Origin of the sequence: Streptomyces sp. HUAS TT11, assembly GCF_051553595.1 — a bacterium.
GTDB lineage: Bacteria > Actinomycetota > Actinomycetes > Streptomycetales > Streptomycetaceae > Streptomyces.
In genome coordinates this window covers 3,022,708-3,044,531 of sequence record NZ_CP196184.1, presented here as the reverse complement: position 1 = coordinate 3,044,531, position 21,824 = coordinate 3,022,708, and the positions used below count along the sequence as shown (strand labels likewise).

Sequence of the window (21,824 nt, the reverse complement as noted above, 5' to 3'; positions counted from 1 at the left end):
CGCTCGGCGCCGGGGACGGAACTTTCAGACATGCGAGGGGGGCGACGGGCGATGCACGGCCTATGGACGAACGATCCGACGCGGCGGGGCCGCGGGCGGCGGCCCTGGCGAGCGGCGACCCGCAGGCGCGGCCACAGCGGTCACGGCGGCCATCATCACCACCACCGCAGGCACAGCGGCCGCAAGAGGCACTCCCACCCAGCGCGCCGCGACCGGCGGGACCCGGCGGCGCCCCGGACCGGGAGGGCCCGGTGAGTTCCCCCGGGGCGCTGGTGGCCCGCCGTCCGGTGCCGGACGGCCGTATGCGCCTGGTTCCGCAACTCGTCCTGGCCCTGATCTGCGCGGGATACGCCGTCGGTTCCGCGATCGGCTGGGGCTCCCGGGGCCTTGCGCTGGTCATGGGGGATTTCGGGCTGAGTGTCGCGGCAGGCACCGCGTCGGTCTCCTGTCTCGTGTACGCCCGCAGTCGCCGTGACGCCTTCCGGCCCGCCTGGCTGCTGTTCGCGCTCTCCTCCGCCATGGCGGCGCTGGGCAACGGGATCTGGGGCTGGTACGAGGTCGTCCTGGACCGTCCGGTCCCCTCGCCGAGCTGCGCCGATCTGTTCTTCCTCTGCTTCGCCCCGCCCGCGATCGTCGGGCTGCTCGTGCTGGCCAAGAGGCCCGTCACCAAGGCGGGCTGGGTGTGTCTCGCGCTCGATGCGTGGCTGATCGGCGGCTCGCTGCTGACGCTGTCGTGGAGCCTCGCGCTGGCCCAGGCGGCGAAGTTCGACGGGCCGAGCGTCGCGCACACCGCGCTGTCGCTCGCCTATCCGCTGCTGGACATCGCCCTGATCAGCATGGTGGTGGCGCTCCACTTCCGGCGCTCGGCGGTGAACCGCTCCGCGGTGAACACCGCGATCGGCGGGCTCGCCCTGACCGTGATGTGCGACGCCCTGTTCACCTCGCCGCTGCTGCACGACAGCTATCACTCGGGCCAGTTGCTGGACGCCGGCTGGTTCTCCGGCTCGCTGCTGCTCGCCTACGCCCCCTGGGTCGGCGCCCGGTCCGAACACCCCGACGGCGACGGGCACGCCCGCCCCGTGCGCGAACACGTGCCGGAGCAGCGCCGGCCGGACCCGCGGAGCACCGAACCGCCGGGGGACCAGCCGCGCGCGCTCCCCGAGGACCACGGCCACGGGCTCACGCCGGGTCCGGACGGCGACGGCCACCCCGCCGTGCTCCCGCAGGACCAGGACCGGTATCCGGCCACCCGCCCGATCTCGGGCTCGCTGGCCGCGCTCACGCCCTATCTCGCCGCCGCCGTCTGCACGCTGGGGATCCTCTACAACGTCCTCAACGGCCACCGTGTCGACCGGGTGGTGCTCGTCACCGCCGGAGCCGTCGTCCTGGCGCTCGTCGTGCGCCAGGGCATCATGCTGCTCGACAACATCACCCTCACCCAGGAACTCGCCCAGAAGGAGAACCACTTCCGCTCCCTGGTGCAGGGTTCCAGCGACGTCATCATGATCGCCGCACCCAACGGCATCCTCAGATACGTCTCCCCGGCCGCCGCCGGCGTCTACGGACGGCCCGCCGAGGAGCTCGTCGGGACCGAACTCGCCATGCTCATCCACCCCGAGGACCTGGGCCGTGTGGTGCACGAGGTGCGCCGCTTCCTCACCGCCGGCCACACCGAGGAGCCCACCACCCGCATCGAGTGCCGCTTCAGGTCCGGTGCCGGCGGATGGCTCAACGTGGAGTCCACGGTCAACCGCCACGAAGGCGGACTGATCTTCAACAGCCGGGACATCACCGAGCGGGTGCGCCTGCAGGCGCAGCTGCAGCACAACGCCGAGCACGACCCGCTGACCGACCTGCCCAACCGCGCCCTGTTCACCCGGCGCGTCCAGCAGGCGCTGTCCGGCCGCCGCTCCTCCGACCGCGGCACCGCCGTCCTCTTCATCGACCTCGACGGATTCAAGGCCGTCAACGACACCATCGGGCACCAGGCCGGGGACGAACTGCTCGTCCAGGCGGCCCGCAGACTCCATGACGCGGTCCGGCAGAGCGACACCGCCGCCCGCCTCGGCGGCGACGAGTTCGCGGCCCTTGTCGTCGGCGACGGCACCCGGGACCGTTCCGCGCGCGAGCGGCACATCCTGGAGCTCGCGGACCGGCTCAGGGGCACCCTCTCGCAGCCGTACGACATCGACGGCAACGATGTCCGGGTGGCCGCGTCCATCGGTGTGGCCTTCGCCGAGCCGGGTCTCGGCGCGGGCGAGCTGCTGCGCAACGCCGACCTCGCGATGTACCGCGCCAAGGCCGCGGGCAAGGGCCGCGTGGAGCTGTACGCGCCGCAGATGCAGCAGGACGTCGTACGCAAGGCCGAACTGGCCACCCGGCTGCGGGCCGCGCTGCACGGCGGAGAGTTCACCCTGCTGCACCAGCCGGTGGTGTCGCTCGAGGACGGCCGGATCACGTCGGTCAGTGCCCTGCCGCGCTGGCGCTCCTCCCAGGGTGTGCTCTTCACCCCCTGGGAGTTCCTGCGCGTCTCCGAGGACAGCGACAGAACCGCCGAGCTCGACCGCTGGGTGCTCGAGGCGGCGGTGGCGCAGGCCGCCGAGCGCACCGCCACCGGACACGTCGTGCCCGTGGCCGTCCGGATGAGCGCCCGCCGGCTCCTGGACCGCTCCCTGCCGCTGGGCTCCGTCGAGGCGTTGCTCACCCGGCACGGTCTGGCCTCGGGTGCCCTGATGATCGAGCTGTCCGACACCGACCCGGGTACCTGCCTGGACGAACTGGAACGCCGACTCGGCGCCCTGCGCAGAATCGGCGTCCGGGTCGCCCTGGACGGTTTCGGCAACGGCTACGCAGCCATCACGGCACTGCGCCGGCTGCCGGTCGACGTGCTGAAACTCGACCGGAGCCTGGTCGAGGGGGTCGTCGAGTCGGCACGGCTGCACAAGATCACCAGTGGGCTGCTGCGTATCGCGGGCGATCTGGGCCTTCAGTCGATCGCCTCCGGGGTGGATCTGCCCGAGCAGGTCGTGGCTCTGAGTGCGATGGGCTGCACCCATGGGCAGGGCATGGCGTTCGCCGGTCCGCTGGACGAATACCGGCTGCGCCGGGCGCTGGCCTCCGGCCACTACCCGGTACCCCATGGGCCCGTCGAACCGGCGTTCGCCGGGGGAGGCGGGCGCGCGTACACCAGTGGTGTTCCTGCCGTTTTCGGAGGCGGGACGGGCCTACGCTCACATAATGAGACTCCTGTCCCACCCACTTGACAGTGGCAGCGTGCCGGGGGGAGGGTCAGTTCCATGCGCACCCGAATTCTCGTACTTGGACAGCGCGTCGGCTGAGCTGGGATCCACCGGAAATGAACCGGAGACTCCAGCGACCACACCCGGCGCGCTCCCCTCGCTTGCCTACCGGCACGAGGGGTTTTTTGTTGCACAAGCACCACTCGAACAACGTACAAACCTCGCAAAAACCCTCAGCATCGAGAAGAGAATGCCGATGACCGAGCAGGCCACCGGGGCCCCTCATCCGCAACCGCGGCCCCGATCCGGAGGACACCACTCCGCGCCCGAGCACGTCACGGGTGCGCAGTCCCTCATCCGTTCTCTCGAGGAGGTCGGCGCCGACACGGTATTCGGCATTCCCGGCGGTGCGATCCTTCCGGCGTACGACCCGCTGATGGACTCCCAGCGGGTGCGGCACGTGCTGGTGCGGCACGAGCAGGGTGCGGGCCATGCGGCCACCGGCTATGCGCAGGCCACCGGCAGGGTCGGCGTCTGCATGGCGACCTCGGGCCCGGGCGCCACCAACCTGGTCACCCCGATCGCGGACGCCCACATGGACTCGGTGCCGATGGTCGCGATCACCGGCCAGGTCGCCTCCAAGGCGATCGGCACGGACGCCTTCCAGGAGGCGGACATCGTGGGCATCACGATGCCGATCACCAAGCACAACTTCCTCGTGACCAAGGCCGAGGAGATCCCCCGGACGATCGCGGAGGCCTTCCACATCGCCTCCACCGGCCGCCCGGGCCCGGTCCTCGTCGACATCGCCAAGGACGCCCTCCAGGCACAGACCGTCTTCAGCTGGCCGCCCTTCACGGACCTGCCCGGCTACCGCCCGGTGACCAAGCCGCACGCCAAGCAGATCCGCGAGGCCGCCAAGCTGATCGCGGCCGCGCGGCGGCCCGTCCTCTACGTCGGCGGCGGCGTCCTGAAGGCGCAGGCGACCGCCGAGCTGAAGGTCCTCGCCGAACTCACCGGAGCGCCCGTCACCACCACCCTGATGGCGCTCGGCGCATTCCCCGACAGCCACCCGCTGCACGTGGGGATGCCGGGCATGCACGGTGCGGTCACCGCCGTCACCGCGCTGCAGAAGGCCGACCTGATCGTCGCCCTCGGAGCCCGCTTCGACGACCGCGTGACCGGCAAGCTGGACAGCTTCGCGCCGCACGCCAAGATCGTCCACGCCGACATCGACCCGGCCGAGATCGGCAAGAACCGCGTCGCCGACGTGCCGATCGTCGGTGACGCCCGCGAGGTCATCGCCGACCTGGTCCAGGCCGTGCAGCGGGAGCACAGCGAGGGCCACCGGGGCGACTACACCGCCTGGTGGAACGACCTCAACCGCTGGCGCGAGACCTACCCGCTCGGCTACGACCTGCCCGAGGACGGCTCGCTCTCCCCGCAGCAGGTCATCGAGCGCATCGGGCAGCTCGCACCGGAGGGCACGATCTTCGCGGCGGGCGTCGGGCAGCACCAGATGTGGGCCGCGCACTTCATCGAGTACGACAGGCCCCGCACCTGGCTGAACTCCGGCGGCGCCGGAACCATGGGCTACGCGGTCCCGGCGGCGATGGGTGCCAAGGCCGGCGCTCCGGACCGCACGGTCTGGGCGGTCGACGGCGACGGCTGCTTCCAGATGACCAACCAGGAGCTGACCACCTGCGCCCTGAACAACATCCCGATCAAGGTCGCCATCATCAACAACGGCGCCCTCGGGATGGTCCGCCAGTGGCAGACCCTCTTCTACAACCAGCGGTACTCCAACACCGTGCTGCACTCCGGCCCCGCGGGACCGGGCGGCCAGCAGTCCGGCGCGGGCACCCGCGTCCCCGACTTCGTGAAGCTGGCGGAGGCCATGGGCTGCTACGCGATCCGCTGCGAGTCCTCGGAGGACCTCGACAAGGTCATCGCAGAGGCGAACTCCGTCAACGACCGTCCCGTCGTCGTGGACTTCATCGTCCACGAGGACGCGATGGTGTGGCCGATGGTCGCGGCCGGTACCTCCAACGACGAGATCATGGCCGCCCGGGACGTCCGTCCCGACTTCGGCGACAGCGAAGACGACTGAGAGAGCTGAGTGAGAACCATGTCCAAGCACACCCTCTCGGTCCTCGTCGAGAACACCCCCGGCATCCTCGCCCGGATCGCCGCCCTGTTCTCCCGTCGGGGCTTCAACATCGACTCGCTGGCCGTCGGTGTCACCGAGCACCCCGACATCTCCCGTATCACCATCGTGGTGAACGTCGAGGACCTGCCGCTCGAGCAGGTCACCAAGCAGCTCAACAAGCTGGTCAACGTTTTGAAGATCGTCGAACTGGAGCCGTCGCAGGCCGTTCAGCGGGAACTCGTTCTGGTGAAGGTGCGCGCCGACAACGAGACGCGCTCCCAGATCGTCGAGATCGTCCAGCTGTTCCGCGCCAAGACCGTCGACGTCTCCCCCGAGGCCGTCACCGTCGAGGCCACCGGCAGCAGCGACAAGCTCTCGGCCATGCTCAAGATGCTGGAACCGTACGGCATCAAGGAGTTGGTCCAGTCCGGCACGATCGCGATCGGCCGCGGGGCGCGGTCGATCACGGACCGCTCCCTGCGCGCCCTCGACAGGTCCGCGTAGGACTCGGAGAGGATCCTTACGCATGTGACGGGAGGCCGGCCGACCGCCGGCCGCCCGCATTGCGAGACCCCGAGACTTTCCCTTCCCCCGCCGTCATACGGTGGGAAGCAACATCAGCATCCCAAGGAGAGAACCGAAAGTGGCCGAGCTGTTCTACGACGCTGACGCCGACCTGTCCATCATCCAGGGCCGCAAGGTCGCGGTCATCGGCTACGGCAGCCAGGGCCACGCCCACGCGCTGTCGCTGCGTGACTCCGGCGTCGACGTGCGCGTCGGTCTGCACGAAGGCTCCAGCTCCAAGGTCAAGGCCGAGGAGCAGGGGCTGCGCGTGGTGACCGTGGCGGAGGCCGCGGCCGAGGCCGACGTCATCATGATCCTGGTGCCGGACCCGATCCAGTCCCAGGTCTACGAGGAGTCCATCGCCCCGAACCTGAAGGACGGCGACGCGCTGTTCTTCGGCCACGGCTTCAACATCCGCTTCGGCTTCATCAAGCCGCCGGCGGGCGTGGACGTGTGCATGGTCGCCCCCAAGGGCCCGGGCCACCTGGTGCGCCGCCAGTACGAGGAGGGCCGCGGTGTTCCCTGCATCGTCGCGGTCGAGCAGGACGCCTCGGGCGACGGCTTCGCGCTGGCACTGTCGTACGCCAAGGGCATCGGCGGCACCCGGGCCGGCGTGATCAAGACGACCTTCACCGAGGAGACCGAGACCGACCTCTTCGGCGAGCAGGCCGTGCTGTGCGGTGGCACCACCGCGCTGGTCAAGGCGGGTTTCGAGACCCTGACCGAGGCGGGCTACCAGCCGGAGATCGCCTACTTCGAGTGCCTGCACGAGCTGAAGCTGATCGTCGACCTCATGTACGAGGGCGGTCTGGAGAAGATGCGCTGGTCGATCTCCGAGACCGCCGAGTGGGGCGACTACGTCACCGGTCCGCGGATCATCACCGACGCCACCAAGGCCGAGATGAAGAAGGTCCTCGCGGAGATCCAGGACGGCAGCTTCGCGAAGAACTGGATGGACGAGTACCACGGCGGTCTGAAGAAGTACAACGAGTACAAGAAGCAGGACTCCGAGCACCTGCTGGAGACCACCGGCAAGCAGCTGCGCAAGCTGATGAGCTGGGTCGACGAGGAAGCGTAAGCCTTGCGGCCGAGGGGTCGGAGCAGCGCGCTCCGGCCCCTTCGGCGAACCGGGGGTGACGTCCGGAACGCGGCGTCGTCCCGCCCGTCCGGCCACGGACGGGTGATCCTTTCGCAGCGCCGCGGATCGACGCACGCCACGCCACTACACTTCTCGACAACAAGCGCGTCAGGCCCACAGCGTCGTGCGTCTTCCACGCGGCTAGCACCCCTCCACCGCCTGCGGCCGTCGGGACGGCCGTCCGCATTGGACTTGTGAGGACTCACGTGAGCTCGAAACCCGTCGTACTCATCGCTGAAGAGCTGTCGCCCGCGACCGTCGACGCCCTCGGCCCCGACTTCGAGATCCGTCACTGCAACGGCGCGGACCGCGCCGAGCTGCTGCCGGCGATCGCCGATGTCGACGCCATCCTGATCCGCTCCGCGACGAAGGTCGATGCCGAGGCCGTCGCCGCCGCACGCAAGCTGAAGGTCGTCGCACGAGCCGGCGTCGGCCTCGACAACGTGGACGTCTCCGCCGCCACCAAGGCCGGCGTGATGGTGGTCAACGCCCCCACCTCGAACATCGTGACCGCCGCCGAGCTGGCCTGCGGTCTGATCATCGCCTCCGCCCGCAACATCCCGCAGGCGAACTCCGCCCTGAAGAACGGCGAGTGGAAGCGCAACAAGTACACGGGCGTCGAGCTCGCCGAGAAGACCCTCGGCGTCGTCGGCCTCGGCCGCATCGGCGCGCTGGTCGCCCAGCGCATGTCCGCCTTCGGCATGAAGGTCGTCGCCTACGACCCCTTCGTCCAGCCCGCCCGGGCCGCGCAGATGGGCGTCAAGGTGGTGTCGCTGGACGAGCTGCTGGAGATCTCCGACTTCATCACCGTCCACCTGCCCAAGACCCCCGAGACGCTCGGTCTCATCGGTGACGAGGCGCTGCACAAGGTCAAGCCGACCGTCCGCATCGTCAACGCCGCTCGCGGCGGCATCGTGGACGAGGAGGCGCTGTACTCGGCGCTCAAGGAGGGCCGGGTCGCGGGCGCGGGTCTGGACGTGTACGCCAAGGAGCCGTGCACGGACTCGCCGCTGTTCGAGCTCGACCAGGTCGTCTGCACCCCGCACCTGGGTGCCTCGACCGACGAGGCGCAGGAGAAGGCCGGCATCTCGGTCGCCAAGTCGGTGCGCCTCGCGCTCGCCGGTGAGCTGGTGCCCGACGCGGTGAACGTCCAGGGCGGGGTCATCGCCGAGGACGTCAAGCCCGGTCTGCCGCTCGCCGAGAGGCTCGGCCGTATCTTCACCGCGCTCGCGGGCGAGGTCGCGGTCCGCCTCGACGTCGAGGTGTACGGCGAGATCACCCAGCACGATGTGAAGGTGCTCGAACTGTCCGCGCTCAAGGGCGTGTTCGAGGACGTCGTGGACGAGACGGTCTCCTACGTCAACGCGCCGCTGTTCGCCCAGGAGCGCGGTGTCGAGGTCCGCCTGACCACCAGCTCCGAGGCCACGGACCACCGCAACGTGGTCACCGTGCGCGGCACGCTCGCCGACGGCGAGGAGGTCTCGGTGTCCGGCACGCTGGCCGGCCCGAAGCACCACCAGAAGATCGTGGCCGTGGGCGACTACGACGTGGATCTGGCGCTCGCGGACCACATGGTGGTGCTGCGCTACTCCGACCGTCCGGGCGTGGTCGGCACACTGGGCCGCATCCTCGGCGAGGCCGGCATCAACATCGCCGGCATGCAGGTGGCGCGTGACATCGCCGGCGGCGAGGCGCTTGCGGTCCTGACCGTCGACGACACGGTTCCGCAGAACGTCATGGCGGAGGTCGCCGACGAGATCGGTGCGACGTCCGCCCGCTCGGTGAACCTGGTCTGACGTCCGAGCGCGACGCAGCGGGGCCCGGCCGTGGTGAGGTGGCCGGGCCCCGCTGTGCGTCCCTTTTCGGCTACTCCTGACCGTCCCGCACCCTGATGCCCCGCAAAGAGGCGGCGGCCAGCGCGGCCGCGGCGAGCAGCAGCGCGGCCCCGGCGATCGCAGCCGCCTGCATGCCGTTCGTGAACGCCTCGCGCGCCACGGTCAGCAGCTCCGCACCCGCACGGCCGGGGAGCCCCTGGGCCACCGCCAGCGCGCCGCCCAGCGTCTCGTGGGCCGGTGAGGGGGCCGAGGCCGGGATGCCGTGCCGGTAGACGGCCGTGCCGATCGAGCCCAGGACCGCCATGCCGAGCGCACCGCCGAACTCCGCGCCCGTCTCCATCAGCGAGGACGCGGCGCCCGCCCGCTCCGCCGGAGCGGCGCCCATGGCCAGATCCATCATCTGCGCGATCACGGTGACGATCCCGGCGGCCAGCACGCCCGCTCCGGCCAGTACCAGCCACAGCGCATCGGTCCCGGCGAGCGCGAGCATCCCGTAGCCGCACGCCGCGACCAGGAAGCCGCCCGTCACGACGTAGGCGCGGTCGACGCCCTTCTGCACCAGCTGGGTGGTCACCGGCGCCGCGACGCCGATCAGCACCGAGGGGAGCAGGGCCCACAGGGCGGCCTCCAGCGCGCTCTTGCCGAGGACCGACTGCAGGTACTGCGTGGTGAAGTACGCCGAGCCCAGCATGGCGAAGGACGAGAGCAGGTTGAGGGTGAGGGCGGGAGCGAAGCCCCTGGCGCGGAACAGGGCCGGTGAGATGAGCGGGTGCGCCGTCGTGCGCTGGCGGTGCACGAACAGCGCGGCGAACAGCAGGCCCACCGTCAGCGACAGCACGTACGGGACGTGCCAGCCGTTCGCCGGGATCTCCTTCAGGCCGTAGATCACCGGCAGCACCGCCGCCATCGACAGCGGCACGCTGAGCAGGTCGAAGCGGCCGGGCTCGGGGTTCTTCGACTCCGGGAGCAGGAAGGGGCCGAGGAGCAGCAGCAGGGCCATGGCGGGCAGGTTGACCAGGAAGACGGAGCCCCACCAGAAGTACTCGACGAGGATCCCGCTCATCACCGAGCCGAGGGCGATCCCGGCCGTCATCACCCCGGACCACAGCCCGATCGCCTTCGCCCGCTGTCCCGGGTCGGTGAACATCGTGCGGACCAGGGCCATGGTCGACGGCATGAGCGTCGCGCCCCCGATGCCGAGCACCGCGCGGGCCGCGATCAGGGTCTCGGCGCTGTTCGCGTACGCCGCCACCAGCGAGGCGGTCCCGAAGGCGGCTGCCCCGAGCAGCAGCAGCCTGCGCCTGCCGATGCGGTCGCCCAGCGCGCCCATCGTCATCAGCAGTCCGGCGAGGACGAAGGCGTAGATGTCGAAGATCCACAACTGCTGGGTGCCGCTCGGCTCCAGATCCGCGGTGATCGACGGGATCGCGAAGTAGAGGACCGAGACGTCCATCGAGACCAGCAGCAGCGGAAGCATCAGGACGCCCAGGGCGGTCCACTCGCGGCGGCCGGCCCGGGTCGGTGCGGCGGGCGCACCGAGGTCGTTGGTGGTGCTCGTCGGGTTCGTCATGCCAGGAACTGTACGAGCGTCTTAAACGCTTGTCTAGGACGATTGTGTAAGTCATCTGTATAGGACGGCTGTATGGATCCGCGGTAGGGTGACGACATGGGACACCGTGAGGATCTGCTCGAGGGCGCCAAGCGCTGCCTGCTGGAGAGGGGCTTCCTGCGCACGACGGCGCGCGACATCGTCAAGGAGTCGGGGACGAACCTGGCGTCCATCGGCTACCACTACGGCTCGAAGGACGCGCTGCTGGTGCAGGCGTACGTCGCCCTGGTGGAGGAGACGGGGGACCGCTTCGAGCCCGGCAGGCAGGAGGCCGCGGCCGCGGCGACCGCGCCACCGGGGTCCCTGGAGCGCTTCCGGGAGGTGTGGGCGAACGTCATCCGCGCCCTGCCCGAGTCCCGGGCCATCTGGCTGCTGAGCTTCGAACTCGTCCTCCAGGGCGACCGGCTGTCCGAGGTGCGCCGGATGCTCGGGGACGCGCAGAAGCAGGCGCTCTCGGGACTCGTGCCCCTGTTCAACGACGTCCCGGAGGCCGAGCTGGACGAGGAGACCGTGCAGACGGAGGGCCGCCTCTACCAGACGCTTCTTCAGGGGCTCATGGTGCAGTGGGTCTTCGATCCGGAATCGGCCACCGACGCGGACCAGCTCACCGAGGGCCTGCGGCGGGTGATCGAGGCGAGCAGGAAGGCGCCGGAGGCCTCCTAGAGGCGTGCGCCCTTCAGCGCCATGTGCAGCAGCAGGCGGTCCTCGCCGTCGTCCAGGTCCAGGCCGGTGAGCTGCTCGACGCGCGACAGCCGGTAGTACAGGGTCTGACGGTGGATGCCCAGGGCGGCCGCGGTACGGCCCGCCTGGCCCGCACAGTCCAGGAACACCTCGGCGGTGCGGGCCAGTTCGCGGTGCGCGGGGGCCAGCAGCACGCGCACGGCGGCGTCGTGGGCCGCCTCCGGCGGGAGCGACGTCAGCAGCCGGTAGGGGCCGATGGACGGCCACTGGGCCACGGGTCCGAGGCGCGGCTCGGCCAGCGCCGCCCGAGCCGCCCCGGACGCCTCCTGCCATGCGGTGCCCAGTTCGGCGAGACCGTGGCGCACGTCGGCCACGCCGGCCGCGGCCGGCCCGGCGCCACGCGGCCCCTCCGCCTCGCGCAGCAGCCGTGCGGCCGCCGTCAGGGCCGGGGTCAGCACATCGGCCGAGCGCAGCCGCACCAGCAGCGCCAGGCTCTGCCCCGCGGCGGGAGCGCGGGAGCCGCGGTCGCGCCAGGGGACCGTGCACAGCGCGGTCGCCGCCGGGATCGTACGGACCGAAGGGGCGTCGTCCGGGTCGGCCGAGGGCCAGGGGGCGACGCAGACCAGCGTGTGCAGCCCCTCGGCCCGTGCGCCGAGCGCCGTGCGCAGTTCCGCCACCGCCATGTCCTGCTGCCAGCCGCGCTCGGCGATCAGGACCGCGCGCAGTTCGCGCGTCAGGTCCGCGCCCGCCTGCGCCTCGTCCGCGAGCAGGTCGCCGATGCGCGCCGCGACCTCCATCGCCGCGGACAGCTGCGCCTCCGACGGGCCCGGCTCGTCGGCCAGCAGCCACACGTAGCCGAGGACGACACTCCGATGGCGTACCGGCAGGCAGATCCTTCCCCGGTAGACGCCCGCCTCCGGAGTGGGGGGGATGCGCACCGGACCGGTGGCACGGGCGATGCCGAACCCCTCGAACCATCTGCGCACCGCCGCCGTGGAGCGCCGGGTGAGGATCGAGCGGGTGCGGACCGGGTCGAGGTCCGCCTCGTCGAACTCGCCGTCGCTGTCGTACGCGGCGAAGGCGATCAGCTCGAAGTCCCGGTTCTCCAGGGTCGCGGGAGCCCCGAGCAGCGCCGAGATCTCGTCGACGAGCTCCTGGTAGTCACCGCGGCCTGCCTTGAAAACATCCGCCACACGGGCATTCTCCCGCATTTTCGCACCCGCCTCATACAGATGTCTGAGATCCAGGGCACGGATGCGTGACAGCTGTCGATGGCAGACGATCGGAGGGATCCTTAGGTTTCACGGTGGTTCTCCGTGCCGTACCCGAATGGTCGGGATTCGGCCTCCTGTTGCCCTTGTGGAGGTGCCCCGTGCTGGGTCCCGTGATTCTCGCCGCGTCGCGCAGCGACCGGATGCGCCGTCTGATCTCGGCGGCCCCGGTGACCAAGCAGGTCGTCGACCGCTTCATCCCCGGCGAGACCGTCGACGCGGTCGTCCCGATCATCGAGGACCTCACCGGCAGGGGACTCGAGCTGACGATGGACGTCGTCGGCGAGGACATCACGACCCCGGAGCAGGCCACGGCCGCGCGGGACGCGTACCTGCGGCTGATCCAGCGCCTCAAGGACCTGGAACTCGGCACCCGGGCCGAGATGTCCATCAAGCTCTCGATGTTCGGCCAGGCCCTGGAGAACGGCCACGAGCTGGCCCTCGCCAACGTCCGCCCGGTCGTCGAGGCCGCCGCCGCGATCGGTACCACGGTCACGCTGGACGCCGAGGACCACACCACCCTCGACTCGATGTTCGCCATCCACGAGGAGCTGCGGAAGGACTTCCCGCAGACCGGCTGCGTGATCCAGGCCTACCTCTACCGCACCGAGGAGGACGCCCGCCGCCTCGCCGCGAGCGGCAGCCGGGTGCGTATCGTGAAGGGGGCGTACAAGGAGCCCGCGTCGGTCGCCTACCAGCAGAAGGCCGAGATCGACAAGGCGTACGTCCGCGTCATGAGGACCCTCATGGAGGGCGAGGGATACCCGATGATCGGTTCCCACGACCCGCGGCTGATCTCCATCGCGCAGGAGCTCGCCCGGCGCGCCGGACGCAAGCTCGACGAGTACGAGTTCCAGATGCTGTACGGCATCCGCAGCGACGAGCACCTGCGGCTGGCGGCCGAGGGCCATCGGATGCGGGTGTACACCGCCTACGGCACCGACTGGTACGGCTACTTCATGCGCCGCCTCGCCGAGAAGCCGGCGAACCTGCGCTTCTTCGTCCGCTCGATGGTCAGCAAGGGCTGAGCCCGAAACACCCGCTCACATCAAGGAGTTACGGATCTCATGGACGCTGTGACCCAGGTCCCCACCCCCGTCAACGAGCCGGTGCACGGCTATGCCCCCGGCTCGCCCGAGCGCGCTCGTCTGGAGGCCAAGCTCAAGGAGCTGGCCGAGAACCCGATCGACCTGCCGATGACCATCGGCGGCGAGAAGCGGATGGGTGGCGGCGAGGCCTTCCAGGTCGTCCAGCCGCACAACCACAAGGCCGTCATCGGCACGCTCCACAACGCCACCCAGCAGGACGCCCAGGACGCCATCGACGCGGCCCTCGCCGCCGCGCCCGCCTGGCGCGCGCTGTCCTTCGACGACCGCGCGGCGATCATCCTGCGCGCCGCCGAGCTCCTCGCCGGGCCGTGGCGCGAGACGATCGCCGCCTCCACCATGCTCGGCCAGTCGAAGACGGCCCAGCAGGCGGAGATCGACAGCCCGTGCGAACTCGTCGACTTCTGGCGCTTCAACGTCCACTACGCCCGCCAGATCCTGGCCGAGCAGCCCCCGGCCAACTCGCCGGGCGTCTGGAACCGCCTCGACCACCGTCCGCTCGAGGGCTTCGTCTACGCGATCACGCCGTTCAACTTCTCGGCGATCGCGGGCAACCTGCCCACCGCGCCCGCGCTGATGGGCAACGTCGTAGTCTGGAAGCCGTCCCCGACGCAGACCCACGCCGCCGTGCTGCTCATGCAGCTGCTGGAGGAGGCGGGTCTGCCCAAGGGCGTCATCAACCTCGTCACCGGTGACGGCATCGAGGTCTCCAAGGTCGCCCTCGAGCACCGCGACCTCGCCGGCATCCACTTCACCGGCTCGACCAAGACCTTCCAGTACCTGTGGAAGACGGTCGGCAACAACATCGAGAAGTACCGCTCCTACCCGCGGCTGGTCGGTGAGACCGGTGGCAAGGACTTCCTGGTCGCGCACCCGAGCGCCGACCGCGCGGTCCTGAAGACGGCGCTGACCCGCGGTTCCTTCGAGTACCAGGGCCAGAAGTGCTCGGCGACCTCCCGGGCCTACATCCCGGCGTCGATCTGGAACTCCGGCTTCAAGGAGGAGTTCGCGGCCGAGGTCGACCACCTCGCCATGGGTGACGTCACCGACCTGTCGAACTTCATCGGCGCCGTCATCGACGAGCGCGCCTTCGCCAAGAACAAGGCAGCGATCGACCGCGCCAAGGAGGACCCGACCTGCACGATCGTCGCGGGCGGCTCCTACGACGACTCGGTGGGCTACTTCGTGCGCCCGACCGTCATCGTGTGCAGCGACCCGGAGAACGAGGTCTTCCGGACGGAGTACTTCGGCCCGGTCCTCGCGGTGCACGTCTACGAGGACGAGAAGTACGACGAGATGCTCGCTCAGATGGAGTCGGTCTCGGACTACGCGCTGACGGGTTCGGTCGTCGCCAACGACCGCGCCGCGGCGGCGTACACGGCCGAGAAGCTGCGTTACGCGGCCGGCAACTTCTACATCAACGACAAGTCGACCGGCGCGGTGGTCGGCCAGCAGCCCTTCGGCGGCGGTCGTTCCTCCGGTACCAACGACAAGGCGGGCGCACCGCAGAACCTGCTGCGCTGGACGCTGACCCGTGCGATCAAGGAGGCGCTGATCGCGCCGACGGACTACACCTACCCGCACATGGGCTGAGGCCCCCCTGAGCACCGCCCCCGCCCTGGGTTTTGACCACCGAGGACGGGGGCGGTCTTCATGTCCGGCCTTCGCAGGTCGTGCGGCCGGGGTGCCGCCGCCGGCCCGGACCGGGACCTGGAGCGGCCCCCGCCGCGGAGGGTGCGCGGCGGGCGCGCCAGGCCCGACGGTCGCACCGCCGGTGTCCCGGCCGGTGGGTGTTCCGCGCCTGGTCGCACCGGCGCGCGGGGCGTCGGTGTCGCGCGCGTGGTGGTGCCCGTGGCGAACCGGCGGTCCGGCGGTCGCTCTGCCGGTGTCCCGGCCGGTGGGCGTTGCGTGCCTGGTCGCACCGGCGCGCGGGGCGTCGGTGTCGCGCGCGTGGTGGTGCCCGTGGCGAACCGGCGGTGGTCGGGGAGCGTCACGCCGGGACGGCCGGGCGGCCCGGGCCTCCGGTGGGCAGACGCGTCTCCTCGAGGCGGGCCGGCAGCCGTTCCAGGACGCGGCGGGGCTCGGGCAGCCGTGCAGGAGCATCGTGGCGGGGGCCGTACCGATCCGGTGGCCGTGCGAGCCCGCACCCACCTCTGGAGCGGGTCGTCGACGGGACGTACGACCGCGGCGCGCTCTTCGCGCGTGACGAGGCCCTGCCGCCGCACGGGGTGAGGGGCCGGCGGCCGTGGTCCGGACCCCTCCGCGCCCGTGGCCCGGACGGTGTCGTGCGCCCGCGTCGTGAGGTGGACGGCACCTGGGTCCGGCCGGCTGCCGAGGGACTGCTCGGCCCGAGGCGCCGAATCGTCCTCGACCGGCGCGACGGCGACACGCTCCGCCGCCTCGTCGCCGCCGAGCGTGAAGTCCGCCCGGTTCCCGGCCCGTGCGAGCCGTCGGCCTGCGCCATCAAGGGGACCGGCAACCGGGTGTCCGATGTCCGCGCAGGTCAGGGGTGTGTGACCCGATCGGCCGTCTCAGATAGTAGGAAGTCCGAGTAATTGTGGAGACAGATGCCCGCTCCTCGCTTAGCTTTGTAGAAGTCGAACGTCTCGCTTGATCGAGCGACTGGCGGTCGTGAGTCGGGCCCCGTGCAGGCAACCCCTGCGGCACCGCTCCCCGCTCCTCTGGGGGCACCGCCCACGCCCATCAGGCAGTGGGGGAGTCTCGTCACCCTTTCCGCCCTCCGGGTTCCCGAAGGAGTCGATTCCCCATGGCTGAGACGACTGCCCGCCGCCGAGTCCGTCACGTTTCCCGTACGAGCGAGTCCGACCGCAAGAAGGCCGCCGCCGCGCTCCAGCGCGCACTCGACCGCCGGGACAACGGCGGCGAGACCGGCCACTGAGCCGCGGCCGACCCACAATCCACGGATCACCCGCCGTCACGGACCGGGTGACCGCCCCGGCGAGAGCCGCACCCGCACGGGGCGTCGTGCGACCGGACACCTCCTGTCCCCGCCGCGCCCCGAAGCGGCGGATCCGCGCGGTGCGGCGCGCACAGCCGCCCCGCCATGCCGGGAACACGTATGTGAAGCGGGGCGCCGGCCCCCCGGGGGCGGGTGGCGTCCCGGCCCACCTCCAACGGCCGCCGTCCGTACGGGTGAAGGTGCCGCACCGCCCAAGGATCCCCGTCCGCATCCTGGACGCCCTGTGTCATTCCATGGGACACGGAGTACGGTGCCGTCATGTCTCGCAGCATCAATCTCGCAGTGATCCCCGGTGACGGCATCGGCCAGGAGGTCGTGGCCCAGGGGCTGAAGATCCTCTCCGCCGCCCTTCCGCAGGACGTGAAGCTGGAGACCAAGGAGTACGACTTCGGCGCCCGGCGCTACCACGCCACGGGTGAGACGCTCACCGACGCCGACCTGGAGCAGCTGAAGCAGCACGACGCGATCCTGCTCGGTGCGATCGGCGACCCGTCGGTGCCCTCCGGTGTCCTGGAGCGCGGCTTCCTGCTCAAGCTCCGCTTCGCCTTCGACCACCATGTCAACCTGCGGCCCTCCAAGTTGCTGCCGGGTGTCGGGACCCCGCTCGCGGGTCAGCCCGAGATCGACTTCGTGGTGGTCCGCGAAGGCACCGAAGGCCCCTACACGGGCAACGGCGGCACCATCCGCGGCGGCACCCCGCACGCGGTCGCCACCGAGGTCTCGCTCAACACCGCCTTCGGGATCGAGCGCGTCGTGCGCGACGCCTACGCCCGTGCGCAGGCCCGTCCCCGCAAGAAGCTGGCCCTCGTCCACAAGAACAACGTGCTGGTGCACGCCGGCCACCTGTGGACGGACATCTTCAACAAGGTGGGCGAGGAGTTCCCCGAGGTCACCACCGAGTACATGCACGTGGACGCGGCGACGATCTACCTCGTCACGCAGCCCGAGCGGTTCGACGTGATCGTCACCGACAACCTCTTCGGCGACATCATCACCGACCTGGCCGCCGCCATCTCCGGCGGCATCGGGGTCGCCGCCTCCGGCAACATCAACCCGTCCGGGCGGTTCCCGTCGATGTTCGAGCCCGTGCACGGCTCGGCGCCCGACATCGCGGGCCAGGGCAAGGCCGACCCGTCGGCCACCGTCCTCTCGGTCGCCCTCCTGCTGCGTCACCTCGGCTACGAGGCCGAGGCCGCCCGTATCGAGGAGGCCGTCTCCGCCGACCTCGCCGAGCGCGTGGGCGCACCCGCCCGTACCACCGCCGAGATCGGCGACGCGCTCGCCGTACGAGTAGCCGGCTGACCCGCGCCACTCACACTTCCTGAGAAAAGCCGCCGGGTCGCCCTAGCGCCCGGCGGCTTTTCCATGCCCTCGCCGGGTGTCACCATCGACCCACCCCTGGGCTACCCCAAGGGCCGCATTCACACCGTTTCGGGCACGACTGCGCGCTTGCGATAATCGAACGAAGAGCCGCGGTATGAGGGAATGCTCGGACGTCCTAACACCTGTCATGGGTGGCACGGATGTGAGCGCGGCCCGTCAACACAACCGGTGAAGGACAACCACACATGACGACGCCCACGATCGAGCTGAAGCCCTCCGCCAGCCCGCTTTCCGACGCGGAGCGGGAGGCCATCCTGGCCAACCCCGGGTTCGGCCGCCACTTCACCGACCACATGGTGACGATCCGGTGGACCGAGGGGCGGGGCTGGCACGACGGTCAGCTCGTTCCCTACGCCCCGATCTCGCTCGACCCCGCCACCAACGTGCTGCACTACGCGCAGGAGATCTTCGAGGGCCTCAAGGCGTACCGTCGGCCCGACGGCTCGGTCGCCACCTTCCGCCCGGAGATGAACGCCCGCCGGTTCCAGCGTTCCGCCCGGCGCCTGGCGATGCCCGAACTGCCGGTGGAGACCTTCATCGAGGCGTGCGACGTCCTCGTCCAGCAGGACAAGACGTGGGTGCCGGCGCACGGTGGCGAGGAGTCGCTCTATCTGCGTCCGTTCATGATCGCCACCGAGGTCGGCCTCGGTGTGAAGCCGGCCAACGAGTACCTGTTCCTGGTGATCGCCTCTCCCGCGGGCGCCTACTTCGCGGGCGGCGTCAAGCCGGTCTCCATCTGGGTGTCGGAGGACCGTGTCCGCGCCGTCCCCGGCGGCATGGGCGACGCCAAGACCGGGGGCAACTACGCCGCCTCGCTGCTCGCCCAGGCGGAGGCCGCGGTCAAGGGCTGCGACCAGGTCTGCTACCTCGACGCCGTGGAGCACACCTGGGTCGAGGAACTCGGCGGAATGAACCTCTACTTCGTCTACGGCAACAAGATCGTCACCCCGTCGCTCACCGGCTCGATCCTGGAAGGGGTCACCCGCGACTCCCTTCTCACCGTCGCCCGTGACCTCGGCTACGAGGCGGAGGAGCGGCGCGTCTCCATCGACGAGTGGCAGGCCGACTCCGAGAACGGCACCCTCACGGAGGTCTTCGCCTGCGGCACCGCGGCGGTCATCACCCCCGTCGGCACGGTCAAGCGTGCGGACGCCGAGTGGAAGCAGTCCGGCGGCGAGCCGGGCGAGGTCACCGTCAAGCTGCGCGAGGCACTGCTGGACCTCCAGCGCGGCACTCGTGAGGACACCCACGGCTGGATGCACCAGCTCGGCTGAGCGACCCGTGAATCCGCCGAGAGCCCGCCCGGATGCCGCATCCCGGGCGGGCTCTCGGCGTTGGGTGAACGCCGTCACCTCTTGCCGCGTGTGATTTAGATCAATGTTCGAAGTGTGTGACCGACGCCGACCCTCAAGGAGGGTTCCGCTTCCTGAACCCAGCATTTAGAGTGAGGGGATACTTAGAGCAGCACTCTAAATCTGGGAAGCAAGGAGGTGCCGCCTCGTGAGACTCACCCCCACGGAACGTGATCGGCTGCTGTTGTTCGGGGCGGCCGAGCTGGCCCGTGCCCGCCGGGCCCGGGGACTGAGGTTGAACGTGCCGGAGGCCACCGCGCTGATCGCGGACACCGTCTGCGAGGCCGCCCGGGACGGGAAGCGGCTCGCCGAGGCCATCGAGGCGGCACGGTCCGTGCTCGGTCCGGACGATGTGCTGCCGGGTGTCGCGGACGTCGTCACCGAGGTGCACGTCGAGGCGGTCTTCGACGACGGGTCGCGACTCGCCGTGGTCTCCGACCCCATCGGTGGAGGACTGGGCGACGAGGCGCCGGGTGCCCTGCTTCCGGGGCCCGTGCACGCCGAGCCGGAGGCGGTCGTGCGCATTCGCGTCACCAACACGGCCACGGTCCCGGTGTCCGTCACCTCCCACTTCCACTTCTTCGAGAGCAACCCGCGGCTCGACTTCCCCCGCGCCGACGCCTACGGCATGCGCCTCGCCGTGCCCGCCGGGTCGTCCGTCCGCTTCGGACCCGGGGAGTGCGTCGAGGTCGGCCTCGTGCCCATCGGCGGCGACCGGACGGTGATCGGTTTCGCGGGCCTGGTCGACGGGCCGCTCGATGCGCCGGGAGCCAAGGAAGAGGCCCTTCGCCGGGCCACCGCCTGCGGATATCTGGGAGCCGACCGGTGAATCCCCACGAGTACGCGGCCACTCACGGCCCCCGTGCCGGCGACCGTCTCCGGCTCGGCGACTCGGGTCTGGTGATCCGCGTCGAGTCCGACGCGCAGAAGTACGGCGACGAATTCCTCGCCGGCTTCGGCAAGACCGCCCGCGACGGTCTGCACCTCAAGGCAGCGGCCGTCCGCGCGACCTGCGACGTCGTCATCAGCAACGTCGTCGTGATCGACGCCGTGCAGGGCATCCGCAAGGTGTCGATCGGCATCCGCGAAGGGCGTATCTGCGCGATCGGCCGGGCCGGCAACCCGGACACCCTCGACGGGGTCGACGTCGTGGTCGGCACGGGGACGTCGATCGTGTCCGGCGAGGGGCTGATCGCCACCGCCGGAGCCGTCGACACGCATGTGCACCTGCTGTCACCGCGCATCATGGAGGCCTCGCTGGCCTCCGGCGTGACCACGATCATCGGCCAGGAGTTCGGTCCCGTATGGGGCGTCGGCGTCAACTCGCCGTGGGCGCTGCGGCACGCGTTCAACGCGTTCGACGCCTGGCCCGTCAACATCGGCTTCCTGGGCCGTGGTTCGTCGTCCGACAGCGCGCCCCTGATCGAGGCACTGGCCGAGGGCGGTGCCTCCGGCTTCAAGGTGCACGAGGACATGGGCGCCCACACCCGGGCCCTCGACACGGCCCTGCGGGTCGCCGAGGAGCACGACGTCCAGGTGGCCCTGCACAGCGACGGCCTGAACGAGTGCCTGTCCGTCGAGGACACACTCCGGGTCCTCGACGGACGCACCATCCACGCCTTCCACATCGAGGGCTGCGGCGGCGGGCATGTGCCGAACGTCCTGAAGATGGCGGGCGTGGCGAACGTCATCGGGTCCTCCACCAACCCGACCCTGCCCTTCGGCCGGGACGCCGTCGCCGAGCACTACGGCATGATCGTCTCCGTCCACGACCTGAAGACCGACCTGCCCGGTGACGCCGCCATGGCCCGCGACCGCATCCGCGCCGGAACCATGGGGGCCGAGGACGTGCTGCACGACCTGGGCGCCATCGGCATCACCTCGTCCGACGCACAGGGCATGGGGCGCGCGGGCGAGACCGTGCGGCGCACCTTCGCGACGGCGGGGAAGATGAAGGCCGAACTCGGCCCGCTGGAAGGGGACGGACCCGGCGACGACAACGCCCGTGTCCTGCGCTACATGGCGAAACTGACCATCAACCCGGCCATCGCGCACGGTCTTTCGCACGAGGTGGGCTCCATCGAGCCCGGCAAGCTGGCCGACATCGTGCTGTGGCGGCCGGAGTACTTCGGTGCCAAGCCGCAACTGGTGCTCAAGGCAGGCTTCCCGGCGTACGGCGTGGTCGGCGACCCGAACGCGGCCACCGACACCTGCGAACCCCTCGTGCTGGGACCGCAGTTCGGTGCTCACGGCGCCACTGCGGCCGACCTCTCGGTGGCCTTCGTCGCGCAGGCCGCCGCCGACCAGGGCAACGACCGGGTCCCGACCCGGCGCCGCCGGGTGGCCGTCCACGGCACCCGCGGCATCGGCCCCGCCGACCTGCGCCTCAACTCCCGTACCGGGACGGTCGACGTCGACCAGCGCTCCGGTCTGGTGACCCTGGACGGCGAGCTGGTCCGTTCCGAGCCCGCCGACTCGGTGTCCCTCAACCGCCTCTACTTCCTGTGACCTTCACGA

Annotated in this window: 15 protein-coding genes; 13 read left to right on the top strand and 2 right to left on the bottom strand. The window is 70.6% G+C overall.

The genetic code is table 11. The features are described 5' to 3' along the window. The first annotated feature begins 302 nt into the window (after positions 1–302). The 5 genes from ACSHXN_RS13570 (at position 303) to serA (ending at position 8,886) form a co-directional block, all read left to right on the top strand. Positions 303–3,263 carry an EAL domain-containing protein gene (locus ACSHXN_RS13570; RefSeq protein WP_438306457.1) on the top strand — a complete coding sequence of 987 codons (2,961 nt, stop codon included), beginning with the start codon at positions 303–305 and terminating at the stop codon, positions 3,261–3,263. Between the two features lie 226 nt (positions 3,264–3,489). Continuing rightward, positions 3,490–5,349, top strand: coding sequence for an acetolactate synthase large subunit (locus ACSHXN_RS13565; protein ID WP_355131774.1), 1,860 nt, complete (start codon positions 3,490–3,492; stop codon positions 5,347–5,349). An 18-nt stretch (positions 5,350–5,367) separates the two neighbouring features. Next, the gene (gene ilvN / locus ACSHXN_RS13560; protein ID WP_332885233.1) at positions 5,368–5,892 is read left to right on the top strand and encodes an acetolactate synthase small subunit; all 525 of its coding nucleotides are present in this window, start codon (positions 5,368–5,370) and stop codon (positions 5,890–5,892) included. Between the two features lie 139 nt (positions 5,893–6,031). Continuing rightward, a complete protein-coding gene (gene ilvC, locus ACSHXN_RS13555) occupies positions 6,032–7,030 on the top strand; it encodes a ketol-acid reductoisomerase (RefSeq protein ID WP_355131775.1) in 999 nt (332 codons plus the stop codon). A 266-nt stretch (positions 7,031–7,296) separates the two neighbouring features. Continuing rightward, positions 7,297–8,886 (top strand): phosphoglycerate dehydrogenase, encoded by a 1,590-nt coding sequence (gene serA, locus ACSHXN_RS13550; RefSeq protein ID WP_355131776.1) that lies wholly within the window; start codon positions 7,297–7,299, stop codon positions 8,884–8,886. A 70-nt stretch (positions 8,887–8,956) separates the two neighbouring features. Here the strand turns inward: serA and ACSHXN_RS13545 are convergent, their stop codons facing one another. Continuing rightward, positions 8,957–10,495: an MFS transporter gene (locus ACSHXN_RS13545; protein ID WP_355798721.1), complete on the bottom strand. Its 1,539-nt coding sequence runs from the start codon at positions 10,493–10,495 to the stop codon at positions 8,957–8,959. Between the two features lie 96 nt (positions 10,496–10,591). Here ACSHXN_RS13545 and ACSHXN_RS13540 point away from each other — a divergent pair, with 96 nt between their 5' ends. Next, entirely contained in the window at positions 10,592–11,197 is a 606-nt protein-coding gene (locus ACSHXN_RS13540) for a TetR/AcrR family transcriptional regulator (RefSeq protein WP_355131778.1), read from the top strand. Here ACSHXN_RS13540 and ACSHXN_RS13535 read toward each other — a convergent pair. Continuing rightward, positions 11,194–12,426 (bottom strand): PucR family transcriptional regulator, encoded by a 1,233-nt coding sequence (locus ACSHXN_RS13535; protein WP_438303171.1) that lies wholly within the window; start codon positions 12,424–12,426, stop codon positions 11,194–11,196. The two genes, ACSHXN_RS13540 and ACSHXN_RS13535, sit on opposite strands and share 4 nt — an antisense overlap. 161 nt (positions 12,427–12,587) lie before the next feature. Here ACSHXN_RS13535 and ACSHXN_RS13530 point away from each other — a divergent pair, with 161 nt between their 5' ends. The 7 genes from ACSHXN_RS13530 (at position 12,588) to ACSHXN_RS13500 (ending at position 21,815) form a co-directional block, all read left to right on the top strand. Beyond that, a complete protein-coding gene (locus tag ACSHXN_RS13530) occupies positions 12,588–13,514 on the top strand; it encodes a proline dehydrogenase family protein (protein WP_355131780.1) in 927 nt (308 codons plus the stop codon). A gap of 39 nt (positions 13,515–13,553) precedes the next feature. Beyond that, complete coding sequence (gene pruA / locus ACSHXN_RS13525; RefSeq protein ID WP_355798715.1) at positions 13,554–15,185, top strand: L-glutamate gamma-semialdehyde dehydrogenase; 1,632 nt, start codon at positions 13,554–13,556, stop codon at positions 15,183–15,185. 1,174 nt (positions 15,186–16,359) lie between these two features. Continuing rightward, positions 16,360–16,491 (top strand): hypothetical protein, encoded by a 132-nt coding sequence (locus ACSHXN_RS13520; protein ID WP_107116645.1) that lies wholly within the window; start codon positions 16,360–16,362, stop codon positions 16,489–16,491. A gap of 339 nt (positions 16,492–16,830) precedes the next feature. Further along, the gene (locus ACSHXN_RS13515) at positions 16,831–17,874 is read left to right on the top strand and encodes a 3-isopropylmalate dehydrogenase (RefSeq protein WP_359454133.1); all 1,044 of its coding nucleotides are present in this window, start codon (positions 16,831–16,833) and stop codon (positions 17,872–17,874) included. A 266-nt stretch (positions 17,875–18,140) separates the two neighbouring features. After that, complete coding sequence (locus ACSHXN_RS13510) at positions 18,141–19,229, top strand: branched-chain amino acid aminotransferase (RefSeq protein ID WP_355131783.1); 1,089 nt, start codon at positions 18,141–18,143, stop codon at positions 19,227–19,229. A 226-nt stretch (positions 19,230–19,455) separates the two neighbouring features. Further along, entirely contained in the window at positions 19,456–20,136 is a 681-nt protein-coding gene (gene ureA, locus ACSHXN_RS13505; RefSeq protein WP_355131784.1) for an urease subunit gamma, read from the top strand. Then, positions 20,133–21,815 carry an urease subunit alpha gene (locus tag ACSHXN_RS13500; protein ID WP_355131785.1) on the top strand — a complete coding sequence of 561 codons (1,683 nt, stop codon included), beginning with the start codon at positions 20,133–20,135 and terminating at the stop codon, positions 21,813–21,815. The genes ureA and ACSHXN_RS13500 overlap by 4 nt, the downstream gene beginning before the upstream one ends. The last annotated feature ends 9 nt before the right edge of the window (positions 21,816–21,824 follow it).

Coding starts and splice junctions, on each gene's coding strand:
- ilvN (WP_332885233.1), top strand. CDS start 5,368: ATGTCCAAGCACACCCTCTCGGTCCTCGTCGAGAACACCCCCGGCATC.
- ACSHXN_RS13545 (WP_355798721.1), bottom strand. CDS start 10,495: ATGACGAACCCGACGAGCACCACCAACGACCTCGGTGCGCCCGCCGCA.
- ACSHXN_RS13535 (WP_438303171.1), bottom strand. CDS start 12,426: ATGCGGGAGAATGCCCGTGTGGCGGATGTTTTCAAGGCAGGCCGCGGT.
- ACSHXN_RS13540 (WP_355131778.1), top strand. CDS start 10,592: ATGGGACACCGTGAGGATCTGCTCGAGGGCGCCAAGCGCTGCCTGCTG.
- pruA (WP_355798715.1), top strand. CDS start 13,554: ATGGACGCTGTGACCCAGGTCCCCACCCCCGTCAACGAGCCGGTGCAC.
- ACSHXN_RS13520 (WP_107116645.1), top strand. CDS start 16,360: ATGGCTGAGACGACTGCCCGCCGCCGAGTCCGTCACGTTTCCCGTACG.
- ACSHXN_RS13570 (WP_438306457.1), top strand. CDS start 303: ATGCGCCTGGTTCCGCAACTCGTCCTGGCCCTGATCTGCGCGGGATAC.
- ACSHXN_RS13565 (WP_355131774.1), top strand. CDS start 3,490: ATGCCGATGACCGAGCAGGCCACCGGGGCCCCTCATCCGCAACCGCGG.
- ACSHXN_RS13515 (WP_359454133.1), top strand. CDS start 16,831: ATGTCTCGCAGCATCAATCTCGCAGTGATCCCCGGTGACGGCATCGGC.
- ACSHXN_RS13510 (WP_355131783.1), top strand. CDS start 18,141: ATGACGACGCCCACGATCGAGCTGAAGCCCTCCGCCAGCCCGCTTTCC.